Genomic DNA, 20151 nt, shown 5'->3' with positions numbered 1-20151 from the left:
GTGAACAAGTTTGGGACTTCCACACGTAGTACCGAGTGAAACAAGTGCATCTCAGCCCAGCGTTCATAAACCGGGCCAATCGCCCGCGGAGGATCGATCAATGCCTGACGCCCGTTGGATATTGCTCGGATTCTCGTTGTTCGCAGCGTTGACCTGGCTTTTTGCGGAATGGCCCCGGTTATTCATCCGCGTGTTCGTCTCGCGCGAAGAGCTGTACCGTGTCCGACGGATGCTGCGCGATCCGCATTACGCGCGGAACATGCGCATTATCGCCCTCCTGCAATTCGCGGGCGGTCTGCTGGTGGCAGCGTTCGCCACCGCGCTGCGCTTCCAGGACTAGGCACGAGAGGTTTTTTCACTTCCGGCGCTCGGCATCCTCTTTCAGCGCCGCGGCGATGACGTCGTTGGAAATGTGAAAATTGGTTGTTCGCAACTTCCTGATTGCCGTAGGCAACTCCAACAGACCACGCGCGGCCCCCGCTACGAGTACGTTGAGCGTGCCGGCGACGGGAATGCCACGTGCGATCGCCTCCCGACGTCCGCGACGGTCATCGATCAGCAGAATCGAAGCATGCACCTCAAGGGCTAAGCAAATTGCCTCGGCTTCGCCTCGCCCTAGACGGATCGGATCCTCGACTTGCGCAGCGGGCCGGACGATGAACCATGGCGGCGGCTGTGCAACCCAACTTCGCACGTCCCGCGGCGTTCTGGCATGCTGCAATTCGTCCGCTACAGATTGAGGGACCAGCACCTCGCCGAACAGCGCCGGCAGCACATCAATATGGCCCGTCAGGATCAAGTAATTGATCGGCGATGTATCAGCGACGACGATCACGAGCCGAGCAAGCGGTCGAGTGTGATTTGATCCTGCTTGAAGTCGTCGATCGAATAGGGGACGACGACCCCGTGCTGCTTCATTAAGCCGTCGGCTTCATAGGTCGAGATGCCGAGTAACGCGGCAACCTGACCGATGCTAAGCTTTTCCGCGCGATACCAGGCGACGGCCATCGCCTCCTTGGCTGCCTGCGTTAAATCGCCTCCCAACTGTTGCTGCAGGGCTTGCTCGACCTCGGCGGGAATGTCGACGATCACCTTCATATTCGGAACTCCTCTCAGTGAAGGTTACGTCGCACACCGTCGCCCGGTCAAGCTTTGCGCGGACCGCGAAGGTCACAAGTCGCCCTGGCCGGGCAATCGCGATGGTCGGTCCTTCCCGGCTTCATGCCTGGTCTCTTGCTCGCTCCAAATGCCGCGATGAGCCTGCTGGGCCTCGCGCTGCGCCTTGCGGAAACGCGTCTTCATGCTCTGCGAGTAGTGGTATCCCGGCTCCCAACGGGCCAGGCCGGCGCGGAGCAACTCTTCGTTGAGCATCCGATCGCCGACCCACACGTACGCCAGGTACCGGCCGAAGCGGTCGGTCCGTTCGCGGTCGAATTGCAACCTTACGTCGCCCCGGCCGACAAAGTCGCGCGTGAACTGCGTCGCTTCCGGACCCCACGGCTGCACCGGCGTGTCTTCCTTGACCGTCTCGGGCGTGTCCACGCCCATCAGCCGCAGGCGTTTGTGATCCTGCATGAGCAGCGTATCGCCGTCGACGACTCGCAGGACGTGATAGCGCCCCTCGGGCACGGGCTGCGGCTCACGCGGCTCCGTCGAGCAGCCGCGCCACGATTGCAGAGCCGCAATAACGGTCAGAATCAGAACCGTGGCAGCGCGCATGAGCAGCCGACGATTTCTGGCACGATTCACCGAGCCGGAATCATACACCGGTAGCGCCGTCCACGGTCAGGAAACGTCGAAGCGTCGGACGAGCAGCCGAGAACCAGCCGTCTACACGCACGCGGTTCGGCAGCCGATTGCACCGCCGAACACGCAAGTGGTTCGGCGCCAATAATACCGCCGAACACGCAAGTGGTTCAGCGCCAATAGCACCGCCGAACACGCACGTGGTTCGGTGGCGAATTCGCTAGCTAGTTCTGGCTGAAGTTGAATTTCTCGAGCTTCTTCCGCCCCAGCGGATTCGCCAGAAACTTCTTGCGGCATTCCGGGCAGAGGTCAAAACGCAACTGCTGCTGGACATCGTCACCGATCGCATCGCTGGAGAGGTCGTCCAGTTGTTCGATGATCTCGTCCAAGTCGTCGAGGTGGTCGACGTCGGCCTCGGGCCCGTCGAGATCGAGCGGATTGAAGGCCGCATGGATGTCGATTTTGACCACGAAGCGCAACTCCTCTTCGGGATCGAGAGGACGTTTGCAGAGATCGCACGAGTAATGAATCATCGCGAGGGCTCCCCGTGCCAGGGCAGTATTCACCAGAACAAGAATGACTCTGCGGACCGGCCCGAAATCTTCAAACCGTTTGCGCAACGACAAAGTTCATCCTAATGACAATTCGCGCTGGCGAGCAAGTCGTATTGAGGCTTTTTTGACCCTTGTTTTTTCGTGTCTGTGCGGGCTGTTCCTGCCTTGACAAGGACCGAGAAATGTGCCGCCTCGGTGCGCTACCTGGCGTTCCCGGATGGACCAGCCGGAGAGCGTCCGGGGGGTGCAAATGACGTTGCCCTCGATGAGCTGCGCGACCTCACGACCGCCATGCTGGCAAATTGACTAGCCGGTCGTGTGGGGGGCGAATAGAATGCCGTGCATGCCCCATCTGGGTTGGCAATGCAAGGATCTCGGTCGCCGATCGAAGTCCGGGCCGAACAGGGAGTTGTAACCGGCGATCTCGCGACCAGTCAGCACTATTGCGAGGCACCCTATGTCGAATGCTGCGCTGAGCCCCTTGAGTTCCAGCGTGCTCGTGCTGAATCGGCTGTACATGGCCGTTCACGTCGTGAGCGTGCGACGGGCCTTCGGGCTCCTGTTCCGCGAACTGGCCGAAGTCATTCACGTCGAGCAGGGCCAGTACGCCAACTACGACTTTGAAAGCTGGCGCGAGGTCAGCGAACTGCGGTCCGCCTTCAAGGAACCGCACGACGACTGGATTCGCTCCGTCAATTTCGAGATCCAGGTTCCCCGCGTCATCCGCCTGTTGACTTACGACCGTCTGCCGAAGCAGGCCATCCGCTTCAATCGGCGTAACATTTTCGCGCGGGACGGAAACCGCTGCCAATACTGCGGCCGCAAGTTCCCCATGAGCGAACTGAGCCTCGATCACGTCACGCCGCGCAGCCGTGGCGGCGAAACGACCTGGGAAAACATCGTCTGCAGTTGCGTGAAGTGCAACGTGAAAAAGGGGGGCCGCACGCCTCAGGAGGCGCACATGCACCTGGTCCGGCAACCCGTCAAGCCGAAGCGCAGTCCGCTGTTGAGCATCAAGCTCGGCAACCCGAAATACGAAAGCTGGAAAAGCTTCCTGGACAACGCCTACTGGTCGGTCGATCTGAAGCCGTGACCGAATTGCTCTGAACGACGAGGGCCGCCTTAGCTCGTTTTTCGTGGCACCGTGGACGTCGCCGAGGAGCTCTGTTTTGCCGCCGGCACGCTGCCTGGTGCCGCGGGCGGTTTGACTTCGTTCGCGGGATCGTCGGGGATCTTCAACCGGGCCTCGTGCTGTTGCCGCTCCACGCTGTGCGGTCCGGTCCAGCGCATCCAGCGGAAGAAACCGTACATGCCCGCCGCCGCGGCGATCATCACGGCCCACACGAACGGGTAGCCGTAATACCAGTTCAGCTCCGGCATGTTCCAGGGCGAGATCTGGGTATTGAAGTTCATCCCATAGACACTGGCGATGAACGACAGCGGCATGAAGATCGTGGCGATGATCGTCAGCACCTTCATCACTTCGTTCAGCCGGTTGCTGAGGCTCGACAGGTACAGATCCGTCAGGTCGGCATCCAGCTCGCGATAGGTCTCGACGATATCGATGATCTGCACCGTGTGATCGTAGCAATCGCGCAGATAGACGCGGGTCTCGGCGTCGATCAGCTCGTGCGGATCGCGGGCCAGGGCATTGATCGCCTCGCGCAGGGGCCAGATCGCGCGCCTTAGCGACCGCAGGTCACGCTTCACCTGGTGCGCCCAGGCAATCGTGGCCCGGGTGGGCGAACTGACCACCTCGTCTTCCAATTCGTCGAGCCGCTCGCCGTAGGATTCGACCACCGGGAAATAGCCATCGACCACGGCGTCGAGCAGACAATAAGCCAGGTACCCGGCGTTGGAGGATCGCACGCGCCCTTGCGCGTTGCGCAAGTGTTGCCGCACCGAGTCGAACGCGTCGCCGGGGTCTTCCAGAAAGGTAACGACGAAGTTCGAGCCCAAGAACAGGCTCACCTGCTCGGTTTCGAGCCGGTCGTTCAACTCGGCCATGCGCGCGACGATGAACAGGAAGCCCTGGTATTGCTCGGCCTTGGGGCGCTGGTGGGTGTTGACCACATCCTCCAGCGCCAGCGCGTGCAGGTGAAAGAGCTCGCCGATGGCGCTGATCGTCTTGGCGTCGCCGAGCCCCTCGACGTTGACCCAAGTCACGGGCGACTTGTTCACCAGCTCGGCGACTTGCTGGCAATCGGTGACGCGCTTCTCGACAATCTCGTCCGGACCATAGGCGATGACGTGTACGACCGGCGGCGGCGCCTCGGGATCGGGCTGGACCAGCCCTGGCAAATCGCCGGGCTTCGAGCGGCGCGAGAAGCGCAACCTGCGTTGCCGGCGTTGGCTCGATTTGCTCATGAGTGCCTTAGCTGGCACGCTTCAGCGGCGCCGTCGTTTGCGGCAGCACGCCCAGGGCCGGCTCAATCGTCCGCACGTGGATATCCCGCTGCGGAAACGCCATTTCGATGCCCGCATCACGGAACAATTGATCGATGCGGGCATTCAAATCATGGCGGATTTCCGCGAACTCTTCCAGTCCCGCGACGAACAAGCGTAGCTCGAAATCGAGCGTACTGTCGCCGAACTTGTCGAGCACCGCCGTAACGGGCGGTTCGCGCAATACGCGGGGATCTTCCTGGGCCGCCTTGAGCAGCAGCTTTCTCGCTTGGGAAATATCGGCTCCGAACGCCACACCGACGCGAATCACCATCCGCAGGATCGTGTCCGAGAGCGTCCAATTGATCAACTGGCCGGTGATGAATTCCTTGTTGGGCACGATCAATTCCTTGCGGTCGCCATCGGTGATCGTGGTGGCGCGGATGCGAATCCGCGTCACGGTGCCGCTGATGCCGCCGATCGTGACCGTATCTCCGACGCGCATCGGGCGCTCGAAGAGAATGATCAACCCCGACACGAAGTTGGCGAAAATCTCTTGCAGACCAAAACCCAAGCCCACCGTCATTGCCGCCACCAGCCATTGCACGTTCGACCATCCGATACCGATCATCCAGAAGGCCACGGCCAGCCCGACGAGTGTAATCACGTAGCGAGACACGGTCGCCAGCGCGTACCGCCCGCCGGGATCCATCGGCAGCCGCTGCAAGAGAACGATCTCGAGCAGGCCGGGCAGGTTCCGTTCGGCCCCGATCGTCAGTAGCAGGACAAGACCGCTCAGCAATAAATCGGCCAGCGTGATGTAAGCGATCGTCGGCTGGTTGACCAGCTCTTCACCATTGACCGCCTGCTTATGCGAGTAATAGCTCCAGACGTGGCAACGGTCGAGAATACCCAATGCCGGCAGGACGTCGATCCAGATCAACCAGCAACCTACCACCAAGGCCACGTTGACGAAGCTGCGCAGCAGCCGTCGCGTCTGCACGTCGATCGACACCAGGTCCAGGGTCCGTTCCGCCGCGATAGTGTCGGTCGGACCGGCGTGCGTGTGATGCTGGGCGTGATGCTGCGATTGCGCCAAAGCCGCGGCGCGCCTCTCGCGGGCTTGCTTGATCGCCAGCTTTCGCCGCGCCACCAGCAAGCACCGCAAGGCGAACGCCTGGGCAATCAAGAGGCCCAACAGCAGCCACAGCGTGGCGTGCAAGCGCGAGGCGAGCTGCAACGCCGTGTAGAAATATCCGGCGGCGGCAACAATCGCCAGCGCCACTGGCCCGGCAATGGCCGCCATGTACCAGGCGCGCGGCTTGCGCCAGAACCAACTAATGTCCCGGCGGTCCGCCAGAGAGCTCAACAACCCACGGCTGGGGTGCAGCACGCAGTGGGCGAATGCGGCCAGCAGCATCAAGCCCGCGATGAACGCCAGCCGTCCTAGCGGCGAGCGATGCACTTCGAATTCGGGCGATTCCGATACAGTCACCAGAAAGGTAATCGGCAGCCCCAGCAGCGTTGCCCAGCGCAAGTGCCGGCCAACCAGGGCCACGGTCTCGGCGGGCCAGCCGAAGTGTGCCTCGGCCAATCCCTTGCGGCGGCAAATCTGCCGAAAGAGCTCCATCGTCAAAAGCAGCATCGCCGTTGCACGCAACCCGTACGCGATGTTCTGGGCATGCAGTGACGCGGCGTCCGGAGCGGTCATCCGCCAACTGACGAAGCACATCACCAGAGGCCAAAACATCGCGATCAAGCCGGTCAGCAAAGCGACCTGAACCGTGGGGCGGATATCCGCCGCGTAGGCTTGCGTCGTTATCATGTCCACCGCGTGTACCTTCCGCCGCAGGTAACGCTGAGCGACGGCCAACGGCACGATTGCGACGGCCGCCAGCACATAAATGGTCGGGTTATGACGAGCGTCTTGCATCAGGTCGCGCAAGGCCTGCACGAACTGCTTGCCGTCACCAATCTTGATCAGGCCGTCCAGCGATCGGCGCGCGTCCGCGACGCTGAGCACCGGCGAGCTGCGCACCCACAGGATGCGCTCACTGATGAATTTCTTGTAGCGCTCGATTTCCTCGACCAGATTCTTCTCGGTGATATTGACGTCTACCTCCAGCGCGCGGAGATACGCGTCGCCGGTTTCGTATTGTGATTTCAGGTAGCCGCGCCGTGCTTTGAGCAACTCGCGCAAGGCAGCTTCGATTTCGTAGCGCTGGTAAACGGCCAGGCCCGGATCGAGGGTGGCCATGACCTTGCTGACCTGACCGTCGAGATCGTCGAGGTCGTCATACTGATCGTCCAGTTCGATCAGCTTGGCATGCACGCGCGATGCTTCGTCGCGCCAATAGGCCAGGCGCTGGCGATGGGCACGGAGGTCGGGCAGCTCGGCCTGCTGCTTCTGCAAGATCATCCCCACGGCATCAGTCACGCCGGCCGCGTCGATCCGCTCTTGCACCCGTTTGAACTTGGTCTGCAGCTCGACCAGTTCTTTCTTCACGTCGTCGACTTCCTTGGCCAGCGCCGCGATCTTGGCCGGAAAGCCATCCGGACCGTTCTGTTCTTGCGTCAGCTCGGCATTCTTATCAGCCAGCGCCTTTAACTCGGGCATGGCGGCCACGGCCGCGCGGCGGGCTTCTTCGGCTTCCTTCATCGCTTCCAGCTTGCGCCGTTCGTTCAGCAACGTCCGGCAACGCTTGGCAATGGCTTCGGCCTGGTGAACGTGCTGCACGGCCACTTCCTGGCGCGCCGAGATCAATTCCGTGCTGGCTTCATACCAGGCGCGCTCATTTTCGTACGCGGCCAGCTCGGCTTGCACGGCCCGGTGCATAGCGGTGAGAAATTCTCGCCGCGCCTCGGCAATATCCAAGGCGTCCGTGGCCGGCGGCAGCGCCGCCAGATCGCGCTCGACTTCCTTCAGCCGCTCCTGGGCGGCACTCAACAAGCCCGGCAGCTCGGTACGCCGCCGCTTGGGTTCGTTTTCGTACTCGGCGCGCTTCGCCTGCAGTGATTTGAGTTCGGTTTCGGCGTCGACCAACCGCTGCTCCAGCTGTGGTAGCGTGGCATCATCGGGGATCAGCGCCAGAGGGTCGCTCGGCGGTGCGTTAAGTTCCGCCTTGAGTTGCTTCAGCTCCTCGGGATCGGTTTGCCGCCGCGATTGGTACTCGGCGACCTTCGCTTCCCAATCACGGGCATTCGTGAGCTGTTCCAGCGTGCCCTTGTAGAGATCGACGATCTTCGCCTTCTGATCCTTGTCGAGATCGGGCGAGTCCTCGACGCGCTTCAACCTGTCTTGGACGCTGGCCGCGGTAAGCCCGGTGCCTTGGTCGGTCGGGCCCGCCTCTTCCGCACGAACCTCGACCGCGCTGAACAAGAGCGCCGCGAGCAGCCAAAGGCCCGCAGTACGACAGCGGCGTGCGGTCCCGCGGCTCGAACCGGCCGTGCGATGAGTCGCGTCGAGTTGTTCGCGGCATCCGGCGTTGAACAAAACCAGACCTCTTGGGCGCGCAGCACGACGAGCGTGCTAGCAGGCGTGGCAGTGAAATCGGATCCCACGGCGCCGTCCCCCCGACGGCAACCGACGATGAAAAGCGGCGGGATTGTAATAGCAATCGCCAGGCGCGCAAACCCGAACTGCCTGTCGACGCTGTTAATCGTTCGCCGCCGTGTATCGAGACAAGTGCGACGCCAGAGCACACTTAGCGATGCTGGCACCCGGAACACACAAGCTCGTCATTTCGACCGCACACAGCGGAAACCGAGATGGTTGTCGCCGGTGTCGACAGCCCCCTTGCCGCGCGAACCCGGCATATAGCGCGTGCAATATTGATCGGTACACAGAAACGACCCGCCGCGCTGCACGCGCTTAGCCACCCCGGGCTCGCTCGGATCGAAGCTGTCGACGGGGCCTTTCGGATTATGGACGGCGCCGTCAGCCGCGGGCGCGACGATCGCGTAATAGTTCGGCCGGTACCAGTCGCTGCACCATTCCCAGACATTGCCCGCCATATCGACAAGTCCAAAGCCGTTGGCCGGGAACGAACCGACGGGTGATGCGCGCACGAAGCCGTCCTCGGCCGAGTTCTCGTTCGGAAAATGCCCTTCCCAGATATTGGCCACGTAATGGCCTTCGGGCTTCAGCTCATCGCCCCAGACGTAGGGCTGCCGATCCAAGCCGCCGCGCGCGGCGAATTCCCACTCCGCTTCCGTCGGCAACCGCTTGCCCGCCCACTCGGCGTAGGCCATCGCATCGACGAAGGAAACGTGGACCACCGGCTCCTTGGCACGACCGACCAGGTCGCTCGAGGGGCCTTCCGGGTGCCGCCAGTTGGCGCCGGGGACGTAACTCCACCAGCGAAAGTGATTGTCGAGCGGCACCGGATGATCGGGCGGCGTAAAGACGACCGAGCCGGCCACCAGGTTTTCCGGCGGAGCGCTGGGATAGTCCTCGGCCCGCGGCGTGCGTTCGGCGATGGTCTGGTATCCGGTTGCCTCGACGAATGCGGCGAACTCTTCATTGGTGACCTCGGTGCGGTCCATCCAGAAGCCATCGACCGCCACCAAGTGCACGGGCCGCGCATCCGGCATCGCATCGGGGCCGCCGCACACCATCGACGTCGGATCTTCGGTCCCCATCCAGAACACGCCGCCGGGAATCCACGCCATGCCGGGAGGCGTCTCGCCCGGCGGAGGTGTCTCGTTCACGTGCGGCCGGGCCCGTGCTTCGTCCGCGGCCTTCGCCGCTTGATCCGCTGAGGGTGCCGGCGCGTTGTACATCGTTGCGGCGTACACCGCGGCGCCCACGAGCATCGCTAGGATGAGACCTGCGACGATCGGGCGTTTTGCCGGTCGCGCTTCTGTTTGTTGCGGCGCTGAACGACCGCCGGGCGCGGGCCGACCTGCGCCGCGGTTCTGCTTTTGCTTGGTGGTCACGAGTATTGTCGCCGATCAAGGTGTTGCGCAGTCCGCCGTGCCAGCGCGGCGAGCGACTCCTTACTTGTAACCCGGCCCTGGCGGTGCGTCCAATGCGTGCGGCGGAGCCGTTGTACAAACTTCCCCGGTCGGCATAAAATCTCGGGCGACACGCAGAAAAACTTCCTGTAGCCGGGGTCTGTGACCCCGGGCAGGCAACTTATGTGATCCCGGCCTCGCAGAGGCCGGCTACAGAAGATAGGCCAGCGACCTCTTCGTTCGCACTTCCCCAACCCAGCACACCGCGATCGGACATGCCCCCTAAGGACAAAGTTCACATTGTCGGCATCGGCGACGATGGCCTGGAAGGGGTCACAAGCGCCGCGCGGACCTTGATCGAACAGGCCGACTTGCTGGTGGGCGCGGACCATACCCTGCGGCTGGTGCCGTCGGGCAAGGCCGAGCGGCTGGTGGCCGGCGGCAATCTCGACGCCATCGTCGAACGCATCGCCGCGTCCGCAACGCGCCGCGTGGTGGTGCTCGTCTCCGGCGATCCGCTCTTTTATGGCTTGGCGCGCTACTTGTGCGAAAAGCTGGGCAAAGATCGTTTCGTGGTCGTGCCGCACGTCAGCAGCATGCAACTGGCCTTCGCCCGGGTGAAGGAGAGCTGGGAAGAAGCCTACCTCAGCAACCTGGCCAATCGCCCGCTGGAGCAGGTGATCGAGCAGATACGCGTCGCCGAGCGGGTGGGGCTGTTTACGAGCGAGGATTGCCCGCCCTCGAAAGTCGCGCAAGCGCTTCTGGATCGGCGCATCGATTATTTCTGGGGCTACGTGTGCGAGAACCTGGGCTCGCCCGACGAGCGCGTCACGCGCGGCAGCTTGAAGGAGTTGGCCGCGCAGGATTTCGCGCCGTTGAACGTGATGATCCTGGTGCGCAAGCCCGACATGCCCGATCGTCCCTCGGACGAGATCGGCCTGCGGTTGTTCGGGAATCCGGATGAAGCCTTTTTGCAATCGAAGCCCAAGCAAGGGCTGCTCACCAGCAGCGAAGTGCGCTCGATTGCACTGGCGCAAATGGACCTGCGCACGATGAGCACCGTATGGGACATCGGCGCCGGCAGCGGCTCGGTGGCCATCGAAGCGGCGCAAATCGCCTCGGGCGGCAAGACCTACGCCATTGAAATGGATCAAGAGGACCACACGCTGATTCTCGATAACGCGGCGCGCTTCGGACTGCGCAATCTGGTGGCCGTGCTCGGCCGGGCGCCCGAGGCGTGGATCGATCTGCCGGACCCCGACGCGATCTTCGTCGGTGGTAGCGGGCGAGAAATCAGCCGCATCCTCGACCTGGCCTACGAGCGCCTGCGTCCCGGCGGCCGGCTGGTCGCCAACACCGGCAGCATCGAAAACCTGGCCGATATTCACGCCACGCTGCATCGCCGCGCCGGCGAGGTGCGCGTATGGATGGTCAATATCGCTCGAGGTACGTATCAACTCGAACGCGTACGGTTCGATGCCTTGAATCCGACGTTCCTGTTGGCGATCGTTAAACCTTCGTCCTAACTCGCCCTTAGAGACCCATTGCGGGCCACGCATGACGAAGCCAGAGGACTATCCACAACTCGACGTGATTGCCGTTGGCGCCCATCCTGACGATGTCGAGATCGCCTGCGGCGGCACGCTCGCGCGGCTTGCCAAGCAAGGCTACCGCGTCGGCATTATTGACCTGACTGATGGCGAGCCGACTCCGTTGTCGCCCGGTCCCGAGGCACGGTTGGCGGAAGCTGAGCGCGCCGCGAAAGTGCTGGGTGTAACCAAGCGCATCCAGTTGGACCTACCCAACCGCCGGTTGTTCGACTCGTTCGAGGCGCGCGTCGCGCTCGGTCTGGAATTTCGCAAGTATCGCCCAAAGCTCGTGCTGGGTTTTGGAGAGAAGACGCCGCTTGCATCACCCGATCATTGGCAGGCGATGCAAATCACGGACGCCGCCGTTTTCTATGCGCGACTGACTAAGTGGGACGATTACTTCGCTGGCCTGCCGGTACACACGATTTCGGCCCAGCTTTATTACACGCTGGCATTCGGCGCGCTGGGATTGCCGCCGGCCGGTGGGCACCTGGTGGTCGACATTACCGACACGCTCGACACCAAGATCGAGGCCATCCGCTGCTACGAAACGCAATTCCCGCCGGCCAAGGCGCACGTGCTCGATCGCGTGCGCGCCTTTGCACTGCAGCAGGGACAGGCGGCCGGTTACTTCGCCGGCGAATTGCTGGCCAGCCCGCGCACCCTCGGCACGCGCGACCTGATGCATTTCCTTTTCGGCATGAAGCCCGGGGACGAGCCCCGCAAGCCGGACGTGCGGTAATGGCGCCCAAGTTCATCTATTTCGATTTGGGCAACGTCCTCTTGTTCTTCGACCATGCGCTGTCGGCGCGGCAAATGGCGGCCGCGGCCGGACTCACCGAAGGGCAAGTCCGCGAGGCCGTCTTCGACAGCGGCCTGCAATGGCAATACGAAGCGGGCCAGGTCACAAGTCAGCAATTCTACGAAGAGTTCTGCCGCCGCACCGACCGGCGTCCCGACTATAAGGCCCTCGCCCACGCCGCCGGCGCCATCTTTCGCATGAACGGCTCGATGAAGCCCGTGTTGTCGCACTTGAAAGAATGTGGCCATCGAGTCGGCCTGCTCTCGAACACTTGCGAAATGCACTGGGATTACTTCACCGACGGCCGCTACGCCATGATTCCCGACGTGTTCGACGTCGTGACGCTCAGTTTTCGCGTGGGCGCGATGAAGCCCGATCCAAAGATCTATGCCGCGGCCGCCGAAGCCGCGCACGTCCGACCGGAGGAAATCTTCTTCATGGACGATACGGCCGGGCACGTTGCCGGAGCGCGGGCGTGCGGCTTTGACGCCGTTCAATACACCGACACACCCACGCTCGTGGCCGATCTGCGCAAGCGCGGCGTGCGCTTCAACTATTGAGCCACCGCGATGCCTCTCAAGCTGACATTGCGTGCGCCGTCGCCGATTCCGATCGAGGTTGCCGGCATCGTGCCCGACGTGGTGCGCGATGTGACGCTTGCGCAAATCGAACGGCTCTCCGTGCTGCACGGCAATGAGCAGTTGCCGCTGGCCGAGCTCTTCAACGTGCGCGGCGACGCCTCCGACGAGCAAATCGAGTTCGTTGGCGACATGGCGGGCGTACACCATGTCGGCGCGCGGATGCAATCGGGCGCGATCCACGTTACCGGAAATACGGGACGCCACCTGGGCAGCCGGATGACGGGCGGCGAAATCACGGTCGACGGTGACGCGGACGATTGGGCCGGCGCGGAAATGCACGATGGCCTTATCCGCATTCGCGGAAATGCAGGGCATCATGCCGGTGCCGCCTACCCTGGCAGCGAAGCCGGCATGACCGGCGGCATTTTGCTGATTCACCGTAGCGCCGGCGATCAGACGGCGCACACCATGCGTCGCGGCCTGATCGCCGTCGGCGGCAATGTGGGCGACTTTGCCGGCATCAATATGATCGCGGGCAGCCTGTTCGTGTCAGGCACTTGCGGCTTGCGCCCGGCCGCCGGAATGCGACGCGGCACGCTGGTCATCTTCAACGATCGACCGGCATTGTTACCGACATTTCGATCGGGCGGCCGCTGTCAGCCGCTCTTCTTGAGCATCTATCTGGGCAAGCTCGCCGCGCTGGACTTTCCCGCGCCGGACGAGTGGCGCCGCGCAAGCTATGAGATCTTCCACGGCGATATGCTCACAGGCGGGCGCGGCGAGATTCTCGTGCGATTCTGAGCTGATTTGGCGGGCAATTCGGGGCGTGTTATGATTTATTGCAGGATGTATACCAAATGAGTACGGTTTCCATTCATCTCGACCGCCTGCTCCAACCGCTTGTGAACTTGTTGCCAGCGGACGTGGCCGCAAAGATTGCTGACCTGCGCGCGGACGAAGCCACTCAGGAGCGTATCGATTATCTGGCTGATCGCGCGTCCGAGGGAGCGCTCAGCAACGAAGAGCGGGCCGAATACGCCGGCTACGTTCAAGCGATCGATGTTATCGCGGCCTTGCAAGCCAAGGCACGCACGCAAAAGCTCAACCAATAAGTCGATGGATCGGAAGCTTCGTTCCGAAGTTCGCGCCCGGGCGGGTGACGTCTGTGAGTACTGTCGCCTGCCACAGGCGGCCTCTCGGCTGGTGCTTTTCCATGCCGAGCATATTGTCGCCCGACAGCACGGTGGCTCGTCCGAGCGCGAGAATCTGGCGCTCGCGGGCAGTCACTGCAACTTCCATAAAGGGCCGAACATAGCAGCCCTCGACCCGGAAAACGGAAACCTTGTGCCGCTTTACAATCCACGGCGCGATCATTGGCACGAACACTTCCGCTGGCAAGAAACCAGAGTTATCGGCAAGACCGCGATAGGACGTGCCACGATCGATCTGTTGGCAATGAACGCTTGGCAACGAATCGAGTTGGGCGAGAATTTACGCGGGGCCGGCGAGGCGTTCGCGGTCTGAATCTTTATCGTGCCAGCCCCGCCACGTCCCCAATCTATTCCCTTGGGAATGTCGAACTGATTCAAGATGTGAAAGGCTTGCAAGATTGCGTCGACCGCGGTCTTCGTGGCCACCGACGACTGCGAGAACGCCACGGCACGGACAAACCGTGACGGCGGCGTAAAGTCTCCCGGCAGACCAAACAGCCCGTTCCCCTGGCCAAAGCCGCTCAGGCGGACGCCCACAAGCTCGACCGGCGGGACGTTCGTGACGGAAAGGTTCGCGTAATTGCGCAGATTGGTGATGTGCCAGTCGAAGGTTGGCGCGTTGGTGAACACGCCGAGCGGGTTGTCGTGGATGCTCCGCTTGCCGTCCACGTACTCGATCACGGCACAGTTGCCTGCGGCATCGTGCAACACGTAATGGCAAGGGGACACGCAGCCGAAGTCCTTCTGGACAACCGCGCCGACGAGTAGCCCCGCGCACTCGGACTCGCGTCGTGGCAAATCACGAATTCCGCGCCACTGACATTCACTGTTGGCGGGTCGCCTTGCCGAAGGAAACTTTAGCGAGCCACAAGCGCGGCGGTATTCTTGGTTCGCCCGTGCTTGTTGGAACCGTGACTGGGCTTGTTCGTCACAACCTCGAAACGTTCACTGCGGTCGCCGTGGCGACCCCGGAATCAAAGTTGCGTGCGGTATGCTGCTGGCCGATCCTGCTCGATGGACACTCTTTCCGCCGGCCCGTTGGGCTGGCCGCACGGCGGTCGTCGAGTTGCACGCCCTGGCCGAGGAGCGGACCGGCCCATTCGCCAACGAGGACTTTGACCGCCTCGAACGCGACCTGCGGGCGATCATGGTACGCCGGGTCAGCAGTCCGGCCATCAAGGTCCTATCACCGTAACGGGCTGCCCGTGGATCTTGCGTGACATGCGTTGTCGCAAAGGGCGCTCTAAGCATGCCAATTACGACAGCGGTCGCTCGGGCTTTTAGAAGACCGCCTCTCCACGCAGCATCACGGTCGGTGTTGGCGCGAACGAGGGCGTACCGCTCTGGTAAGAAACCAGCCGGTCGAACACGTAGCCGATTTCGAAGCGGTGATACATGCCCGAGATGTCCTTGCGCTCCAGTCCCAGGATAAAGCGCAGGTCACGGTAAGTGGCAATGTCGTCAGCGCCCCAGGCGCGTTCGATGGCGTAGCTGTTGCCGCCGAATTCCCCGGCCGTATAACCCCACCAACTGGCCGTTTCGCGCACGACAAAGCGGCGGGCGAGCTTGGGCTTCGGGAAAATGATCTCGTGCCGCCAGTCGGGACTGGGGGTCCAGATCAGGCCGCCGATCGGCAAAACCGGCACGTCCGTACGACCGGTGGCCATCGCGCCTCCGGCGATTTGCAAGGTCGGCGAGTAGGTGTACAGCGCCGCGGCCCGCCCCACCCAACGATAGGCCTGGTGCGACATGTTCTGAAAGTCGCTGAGGATCGTCGGCGCGAACGCCAGATCGATTCCCCACTGCGGAGTGGGCTGGCGCAAGATGCGGAACTCGAGCGACACGTCGTAAAGCTGCGGTGGCAAGTCGACCGGAACCGGACCTTGCAGAATGTGCGCTTGAAAATAGGGCGTAATGAAGATCGGTTTGTCGCGCGTGAAAAACGGCAGCGCAAACGTGGTCTGCAGCAGGAAACTTTGAATCCCCAGCCCCGTGTCGCGCGGGCCTTCGAGCAGAAACGTCTTGCGGAAGGTCGTGAACTGCAGGACGCCGTTCTTGAAACCCGGCGGCAGGGCGGGCGCCTCTTCCTTGGCGACCTCTTCTTCGAGCGGGTCGTACTGCCGGCCTGGGTCGCGCGGATCGCTGAAAAAGCTCGAGTTGTCCGCCGACGGCGGCAACAGCGCCACGCTTTCCGGCTGCCGTGTCGGAGCGGTGTTGGGATCGATGACGGGGGGCAGGCGCGAGAGCGGTGCTTGCTCTTCGGCGGGAGGCAAGCGCTTGATGCGTTCTAAAACGTCGTCTCCCGAACCGAGCGGTGGCAGCAATGCTTGCGCGCGCGCAAGCCCGGCCGCAAGCGCCAGACCAATGACCAGGCCTGCGCAGCAGGATAGCCACGGCCGCAAGCGATCTGCCCTGTGCATGGTGCCTGGCATCGTCGGTAAAGGTGCCGAAACGGCGCGATGGGGTTGTACTGAGTGCTTATCGGCCCATACGGTCGGCAAGCACGAAAAGGTTGCAGCCACGTTCCCGCCATCGCCTGGTCCGCCTGTTTTGACGCTGGCCTGCTTATCGCGCGCCGTGCGTGGTAGCAGTGCCCGTGCCTTCGCCTGGAACGATCTTCGCCGATGACTCGCTAATCTTGGTACGGAATCTCATGAAGCTCTTTTCATCGCGGCGTGCATTCGCGGCGCGCCAGCGTCGCTAGAACGTGAACCCGCCGCGTATCATGGCCGTGCCGTGCGGATAAGTGGTCGGCGTGATACCGCTCTGATACATCAAGCGCCGGTTGAAGACGTAGCCCACCTCGAAATTCATGCGCCGCGCGTTGAACCCAATCGATTCAATGCCGAGACTCAACCGGAGATCGTTGTAGTCGACCAGGTCTCCGTTGAAGCCGGGCTCGTTGCGGCGGATCGTCCACGTGTTGCCACCGTACTCGCCTTCCACATAGCCCCACAGATTCGAGTTTCGAACCGTCATGATCCGATGGGAAAGCTTGGGGCGTGGGAATAGCAGCTCGAAGCGCGAATCGGGGTCGGGCACCCAGATCACACCGCCCGCCGGCAGAATGCGCACCGAGAGACGATCGAGATACACCACGCCCGCCACGAACGTCAGTTGCGGATTGAGCGCGTACAGCCCCAAAGCGCGAAACGGCGTGCGCAGGCTCTGAAAGGTCACGAAGTTGAAGTCGGAGTAAACGCCGACGCGCACGGCCAGGTCGGCACTGAGCCGCGGCGTGATTTGCGGCTTCCACGTCGTATCGAGATAAGCGTCGTACGTCTCCGGCGGCATTTCCGGACCGGGCGTGACGCCGAAGCCATTCGTATTCGGCCCGTTCCAGAAGTGCGCGGCAAAGCCCGGCGTCACCAGGAAAGGGTTCTTGAAGATGGGAATGGCGAAGGTAGCGCTGGCCTCGACGTCGGTGATGCCCAGGTTGTTGCCCGTATTATTTCCAAAAATGTAGGTGCTATCGAAGTCAACTTGTTGAAAGAATCGCGTCGCATTGCCGATAAAGGTGGTCGGCTGGCCGGGCGCGCCAGCAGCCGCCGGATCAGCCAATACCGGCTGCGTGGTCGTCGCGTACGGATCAAATGCCGGAGCGCCCACGCTCGGCGGCGGAGGCGCATAAGACGGCGGCGCGACCGGGGCCGGCGCGGTGTAAGGGCTTCCCTCGGGCACCGCCGAGGGAAACTGCACCCGTTGACCGCGGGTCACAGTCGCAGCGAACAGCACTAGGGCGGCCACCAGGCCGCGCACCACGTACGCGTGTCTCAGAGGGGCTTCCTCGCGCGCAATTTTCGAGTCGAAGACGTGAAAATGTGAGAAGAGAGCCGGGTTGAATACCAAGCCCGACGGCGCGGGTCAAGATCGACCTCCGGCACTGCTCGAGCCCCCTCCCGGCGAAGTGTCGCATGCTCTGGCGTGCTGGCAGCGCCACCCAACCTGACGACTCCCGGCAGGCTCTCAGGTCGCCCCAGGTTTACGTCCCCACGCGGCACGCTAACAATAGTGCCAGCTTCCCGCGTGCGTAGCTGCCCCCGCGTCCTTCCGCTGCCAACTTGGAGATGCCGCCGTGCTCGATATCCTGGTCGTCGCGCCTCATCCGGACGATGCCGAATTAGGGATGGCCGGCACGATCATGCGCGCCCTCGACGAGGGATTGAAGGTCGGCATCCTCGACCTGACCAGCGGCGAACCCACGCCGTTTGGCACCCCCGAGATTCGCGCCCGCGAAACGGCCGCCGCCTCGGACGTCATGAAAATCAGTTGGCGTGAAAACCTCGGGCTCGTCAACCGCAAGCTGGAACACACGCTCGATGCCCGGGCCCAACTGGCGGGCGTCTTTCGCCGCGTGCGACCGCGCACGATCTTCGCCCCTTATTGGGTCGATGCCCATCCCGATCACGTCGCGGCCACGGAGTTAATCGAGGCGGCACGATTCTGGTCGAAGCTCACCAAGAGCGATCTGCCCGGCGAACCGTTCCATCCGTCGCGCATTCTCTACTACCACTGCGTGCACCTGCGCGTCGTCGCGCCGCCGGCGTTCGTCATTGACATTAGCCCCTACTGGCCGCGCAAGCGTGCCGCGATCGAATGCTACCACAGCCAGTTCATCAAGGGGCGCGAGCAGCAAAGCCCGAATCTTATCGATCGCTGGCGGGATTATGCCGCCTTCTGGGGCTGGTCGATCGGCGTCGAATACGGCGAACCTTTCGCCAGTCGCGAACCGGTGGGTCTGGCCAGTTTGCGCGACCTGCTGTAGTCGCGCTGCTGTCGTTGGCGGCTGACTCGATCGCGGTGTGCTCTTCTTGAACGCTAGCCGCTGCGCCGAACTCGCCGCGGCGCACCTCTGCCGCACCCCGCCCGGTAACTATCCCGCGATGCTGGGAAATCGGCCGCCTAAAGCTGGAGAAGGGATGCCGATTGTGTCGATACCGTCAGCCGTGCCACCCGATGGCGTGGCGCGTTGGCGCAACACCAGTCAACGACCGATATAGCAGCAAAGAGGCATCGTGCGTCTGCGCGGCCACCTGTACCCCAATTGTCCAGGCCGGCCATTTCCGACTCGTGGCGGAAGGAGGAAGTTCGCCGTGGCCCAGGACATCAACGTTCTCGCCCTCGTTAAAGGGGCCGAGCGGTACGTGTTTCTATATAACGACGCGAGCCGTGCGGCGACGTTGCGGGTATTGGGCCGGTACGCCTCGAACCCCGAACTGAGCTTCTCCTGGTACGACGCCGCTGTGCTCAGCCAGAAGATCCGGCAAGAAAGCCAGCAGGCGCAAGCTCCCGCCACCCGGCCCCGTTTCAGCATGCCGGCGCCGACGGACGGCGAAGAGACCACCTCGTAGGTATTTGAGCGCCCCGAACGCCGGGCCTGACCAAGCGAGCTATCGCGCGTGGCAACCGTCTCTGAGAACTCTCTCGCCGCGGCCGTCGATCGTTTTCTGCAATATCTGCGCGTCGAGCGCAACGCCTCGGCGCTCACGATCAAGAGCTATCGAGAAGACCTCGAAGCCTTGATGGAGTTCCTCAGTGAGCGGCACCGCGGCCGCTGCCCCGAGCCGGCCGACCTGACCACGCTCGATCTGCGCGGCTATGCCTCGGCCATGCACACGGCCGGTTACGCGAAGACAACGATTGCACGCCGTTTGGCGTCGCTGCGCAGCTTCTTCCGCTTCGGCCAGCGCGAAGGATGGACCAAGACCAATCCGGCCAAACCGCTGCGCAATCCGCGCCGCGGCCGCGCGCTACCCCACTTCTTGTCGAGCGGCGAGTTGGACCGGCTGCTCTCCGCGCCGCCAACGCACGATCCACTGGGCCTGCGCGATCGGGCCATTCTGGAAACACTGTATTCGGCCGGCCTGCGCGTCAGCGAACTGGTGGGCTTGAACGACGGAGACATGGACCTGCCGGCCGGTATCCTGCGCGTGCGCGGCAAAGGACGCAAGGAACGCCTATCGCCTTTAGGCTCTTACGCGCAAGAGGCCCTGCGCAAGTGGCTCAAAGTACGTCGCGTCGCCGGACGCGTGGCCGACACGCTGCTGGCCCCGGTCTTCGTCAACCGTTTCGGCAAGCGACTCACCACGCGCAGCGTTGGCCGCTTGCTGGAAAAGTATCTGAAAGTTACGGGACTCGACGGCCGCACGACACCCCACACGCTGCGGCATAGCTTCGCCACGCACCTGGTCGACCGCGGCGCCGATATCCGCAGCGTGCAGGAGCTGCTCGGCCACAAAAGCCTGGTGACCACGCAGATCTACACGCACGTCAGTACCGCCGCCCTGCGCGCCGCTTACGAAAAAGCACATCCCCGGGCGAAGTAGA

General features: G+C 62.8%; 22 protein-coding genes. 11 read left to right on the top strand and 11 right to left on the bottom strand.

The genetic code is table 11. The features are described 5' to 3' along the window. Positions 1 to 100 precede the first annotated feature (100 nt). Positions 101 to 340: a hypothetical protein gene (locus VHD36_18180; GenBank protein ID HVU89260.1), complete on the top strand. Its 240-nt coding sequence runs from the start codon at positions 101 to 103 to the stop codon at positions 338 to 340. A gap of 15 nt (positions 341 to 355) precedes the next feature. On the opposite strand, the gene VHD36_18175 is transcribed toward VHD36_18180, so the two are convergent. The 4 genes from VHD36_18175 to VHD36_18160 form a co-directional block, all read right to left on the bottom strand. After that, positions 356 to 835 (bottom strand): hypothetical protein, encoded by a 480-nt coding sequence (locus VHD36_18175; protein ID HVU89259.1) that lies wholly within the window; start codon positions 833 to 835, stop codon positions 356 to 358. Then, positions 832 to 1098: a UPF0175 family protein gene (locus tag VHD36_18170; GenBank protein ID HVU89258.1), complete on the bottom strand. Its 267-nt coding sequence runs from the start codon at positions 1096 to 1098 to the stop codon at positions 832 to 834. Before VHD36_18170 ends, VHD36_18175 begins: the two co-directional genes overlap by 4 nt. Positions 1099 to 1170: 72 nt before the next feature. After that, on the bottom strand, positions 1171 to 1749 hold the full coding sequence (locus tag VHD36_18165; GenBank protein ID HVU89257.1) for a thermonuclease family protein: 579 nt from the start codon (positions 1747 to 1749) through the stop codon (positions 1171 to 1173). Between the two features lie 221 nt (positions 1750 to 1970). After that, positions 1971 to 2279 carry a hypothetical protein gene (locus tag VHD36_18160; protein HVU89256.1) on the bottom strand — a complete coding sequence of 103 codons (309 nt, stop codon included), beginning with the start codon at positions 2277 to 2279 and terminating at the stop codon, positions 1971 to 1973. A gap of 478 nt (positions 2280 to 2757) precedes the next feature. Between VHD36_18160 and VHD36_18155 the strand changes: the two genes are divergently transcribed. Further along, a complete protein-coding gene (locus VHD36_18155; protein ID HVU89255.1) occupies positions 2758 to 3393 on the top strand; it encodes an HNH endonuclease in 636 nt (211 codons plus the stop codon). 29 nt (positions 3394 to 3422) lie between these two features. On the opposite strand, the gene corA is transcribed toward VHD36_18155, so the two are convergent. The 3 genes from corA to VHD36_18140 form a co-directional block, all read right to left on the bottom strand. Further along, a complete protein-coding gene (corA, locus tag VHD36_18150; protein HVU89254.1) occupies positions 3423 to 4667 on the bottom strand; it encodes a magnesium/cobalt transporter CorA in 1245 nt (414 codons plus the stop codon). A 7-nt stretch (positions 4668 to 4674) separates the two neighbouring features. Continuing rightward, positions 4675 to 8178 (bottom strand): mechanosensitive ion channel domain-containing protein, encoded by a 3504-nt coding sequence (locus VHD36_18145; GenBank protein ID HVU89253.1) that lies wholly within the window; start codon positions 8176 to 8178, stop codon positions 4675 to 4677. Between the two features lie 245 nt (positions 8179 to 8423). Next, entirely contained in the window at positions 8424 to 9623 is a 1200-nt protein-coding gene (locus VHD36_18140; protein HVU89252.1) for a formylglycine-generating enzyme family protein, read from the bottom strand. Between the two features lie 293 nt (positions 9624 to 9916). Between VHD36_18140 and cbiE the strand changes: the two genes are divergently transcribed. Genes cbiE through VHD36_18115 form a run of 5 tightly spaced genes read left to right on the top strand, consistent with a single transcriptional unit; the run spans position 9917 to position 13725 of the window. Further along, positions 9917 to 11167 (top strand): precorrin-6y C5,15-methyltransferase (decarboxylating) subunit CbiE, encoded by a 1251-nt coding sequence (cbiE, locus tag VHD36_18135; protein ID HVU89251.1) that lies wholly within the window; start codon positions 9917 to 9919, stop codon positions 11165 to 11167. Between the two features lie 31 nt (positions 11168 to 11198). After that, complete coding sequence (locus tag VHD36_18130) at positions 11199 to 11972, top strand: PIG-L family deacetylase (protein ID HVU89250.1); 774 nt, start codon at positions 11199 to 11201, stop codon at positions 11970 to 11972. Beyond that, entirely contained in the window at positions 11972 to 12592 is a 621-nt protein-coding gene (locus VHD36_18125; GenBank protein HVU89249.1) for an HAD family phosphatase, read from the top strand. The genes VHD36_18130 and VHD36_18125 overlap by 1 nt, the downstream gene beginning before the upstream one ends. A 9-nt stretch (positions 12593 to 12601) precedes the next feature. Continuing rightward, positions 12602 to 13414 (top strand): formylmethanofuran dehydrogenase subunit C, encoded by an 813-nt coding sequence (locus tag VHD36_18120; protein HVU89248.1) that lies wholly within the window; start codon positions 12602 to 12604, stop codon positions 13412 to 13414. 56 nt (positions 13415 to 13470) lie between these two features. Continuing rightward, positions 13471 to 13725 (top strand): hypothetical protein, encoded by a 255-nt coding sequence (locus tag VHD36_18115; protein ID HVU89247.1) that lies wholly within the window; start codon positions 13471 to 13473, stop codon positions 13723 to 13725. Here VHD36_18115 and VHD36_18110 read toward each other — a convergent pair. Continuing rightward, positions 13715 to 13993, bottom strand: coding sequence for a hypothetical protein (locus VHD36_18110; GenBank protein HVU89246.1), 279 nt, complete (start codon positions 13991 to 13993; stop codon positions 13715 to 13717). The genes VHD36_18115 and VHD36_18110 overlap by 11 nt on opposite strands. Next, positions 13984 to 14622 (bottom strand): linear amide C-N hydrolase, encoded by a 639-nt coding sequence (locus tag VHD36_18105; GenBank protein HVU89245.1) that lies wholly within the window; start codon positions 14620 to 14622, stop codon positions 13984 to 13986. Before VHD36_18105 ends, VHD36_18110 begins: the two co-directional genes overlap by 10 nt. Positions 14623 to 14815: 193 nt before the next feature. Between VHD36_18105 and VHD36_18100 the strand changes: the two genes are divergently transcribed. Further along, positions 14816 to 15019 carry a hypothetical protein gene (locus VHD36_18100; GenBank protein HVU89244.1) on the top strand — a complete coding sequence of 68 codons (204 nt, stop codon included), beginning with the start codon at positions 14816 to 14818 and terminating at the stop codon, positions 15017 to 15019. A gap of 85 nt (positions 15020 to 15104) precedes the next feature. Here the strand turns inward: VHD36_18100 and VHD36_18095 are convergent, their stop codons facing one another. Continuing rightward, entirely contained in the window at positions 15105 to 16244 is a 1140-nt protein-coding gene (locus VHD36_18095; protein HVU89243.1) for a DUF6268 family outer membrane beta-barrel protein, read from the bottom strand. Between the two features lie 280 nt (positions 16245 to 16524). Further along, a complete protein-coding gene (locus VHD36_18090) occupies positions 16525 to 17571 on the bottom strand; it encodes a hypothetical protein (GenBank protein HVU89242.1) in 1047 nt (348 codons plus the stop codon). 328 nt (positions 17572 to 17899) lie between these two features. Here VHD36_18090 and bshB1 point away from each other — a divergent pair, with 328 nt between their 5' ends. From bshB1 to xerC, 3 genes are all read left to right on the top strand, one after another. Further along, entirely contained in the window at positions 17900 to 18589 is a 690-nt protein-coding gene (gene bshB1 / locus VHD36_18085; protein ID HVU89241.1) for a bacillithiol biosynthesis deacetylase BshB1, read from the top strand. Between the two features lie 328 nt (positions 18590 to 18917). Continuing rightward, positions 18918 to 19175, top strand: coding sequence for a hypothetical protein (locus tag VHD36_18080; protein ID HVU89240.1), 258 nt, complete (start codon positions 18918 to 18920; stop codon positions 19173 to 19175). Between the two features lie 48 nt (positions 19176 to 19223). Continuing rightward, positions 19224 to 20150, top strand: a complete 927-nt coding sequence (xerC, locus tag VHD36_18075; protein ID HVU89239.1) for a tyrosine recombinase XerC — start codon at positions 19224 to 19226, stop codon at positions 20148 to 20150. The last annotated feature ends 1 nt before the right edge of the window (position 20151 follow it).

This window comes from Pirellulales bacterium (genome assembly GCA_035546535.1).
In the GTDB taxonomy this organism is placed as follows: Bacteria; Planctomycetota; Planctomycetia; order Pirellulales; family JACPPG01; genus JACPPG01.
Note: the sequence above shows the minus strand (reverse complement) of the source record. Positions and strands in the feature narration are given on the sequence as shown.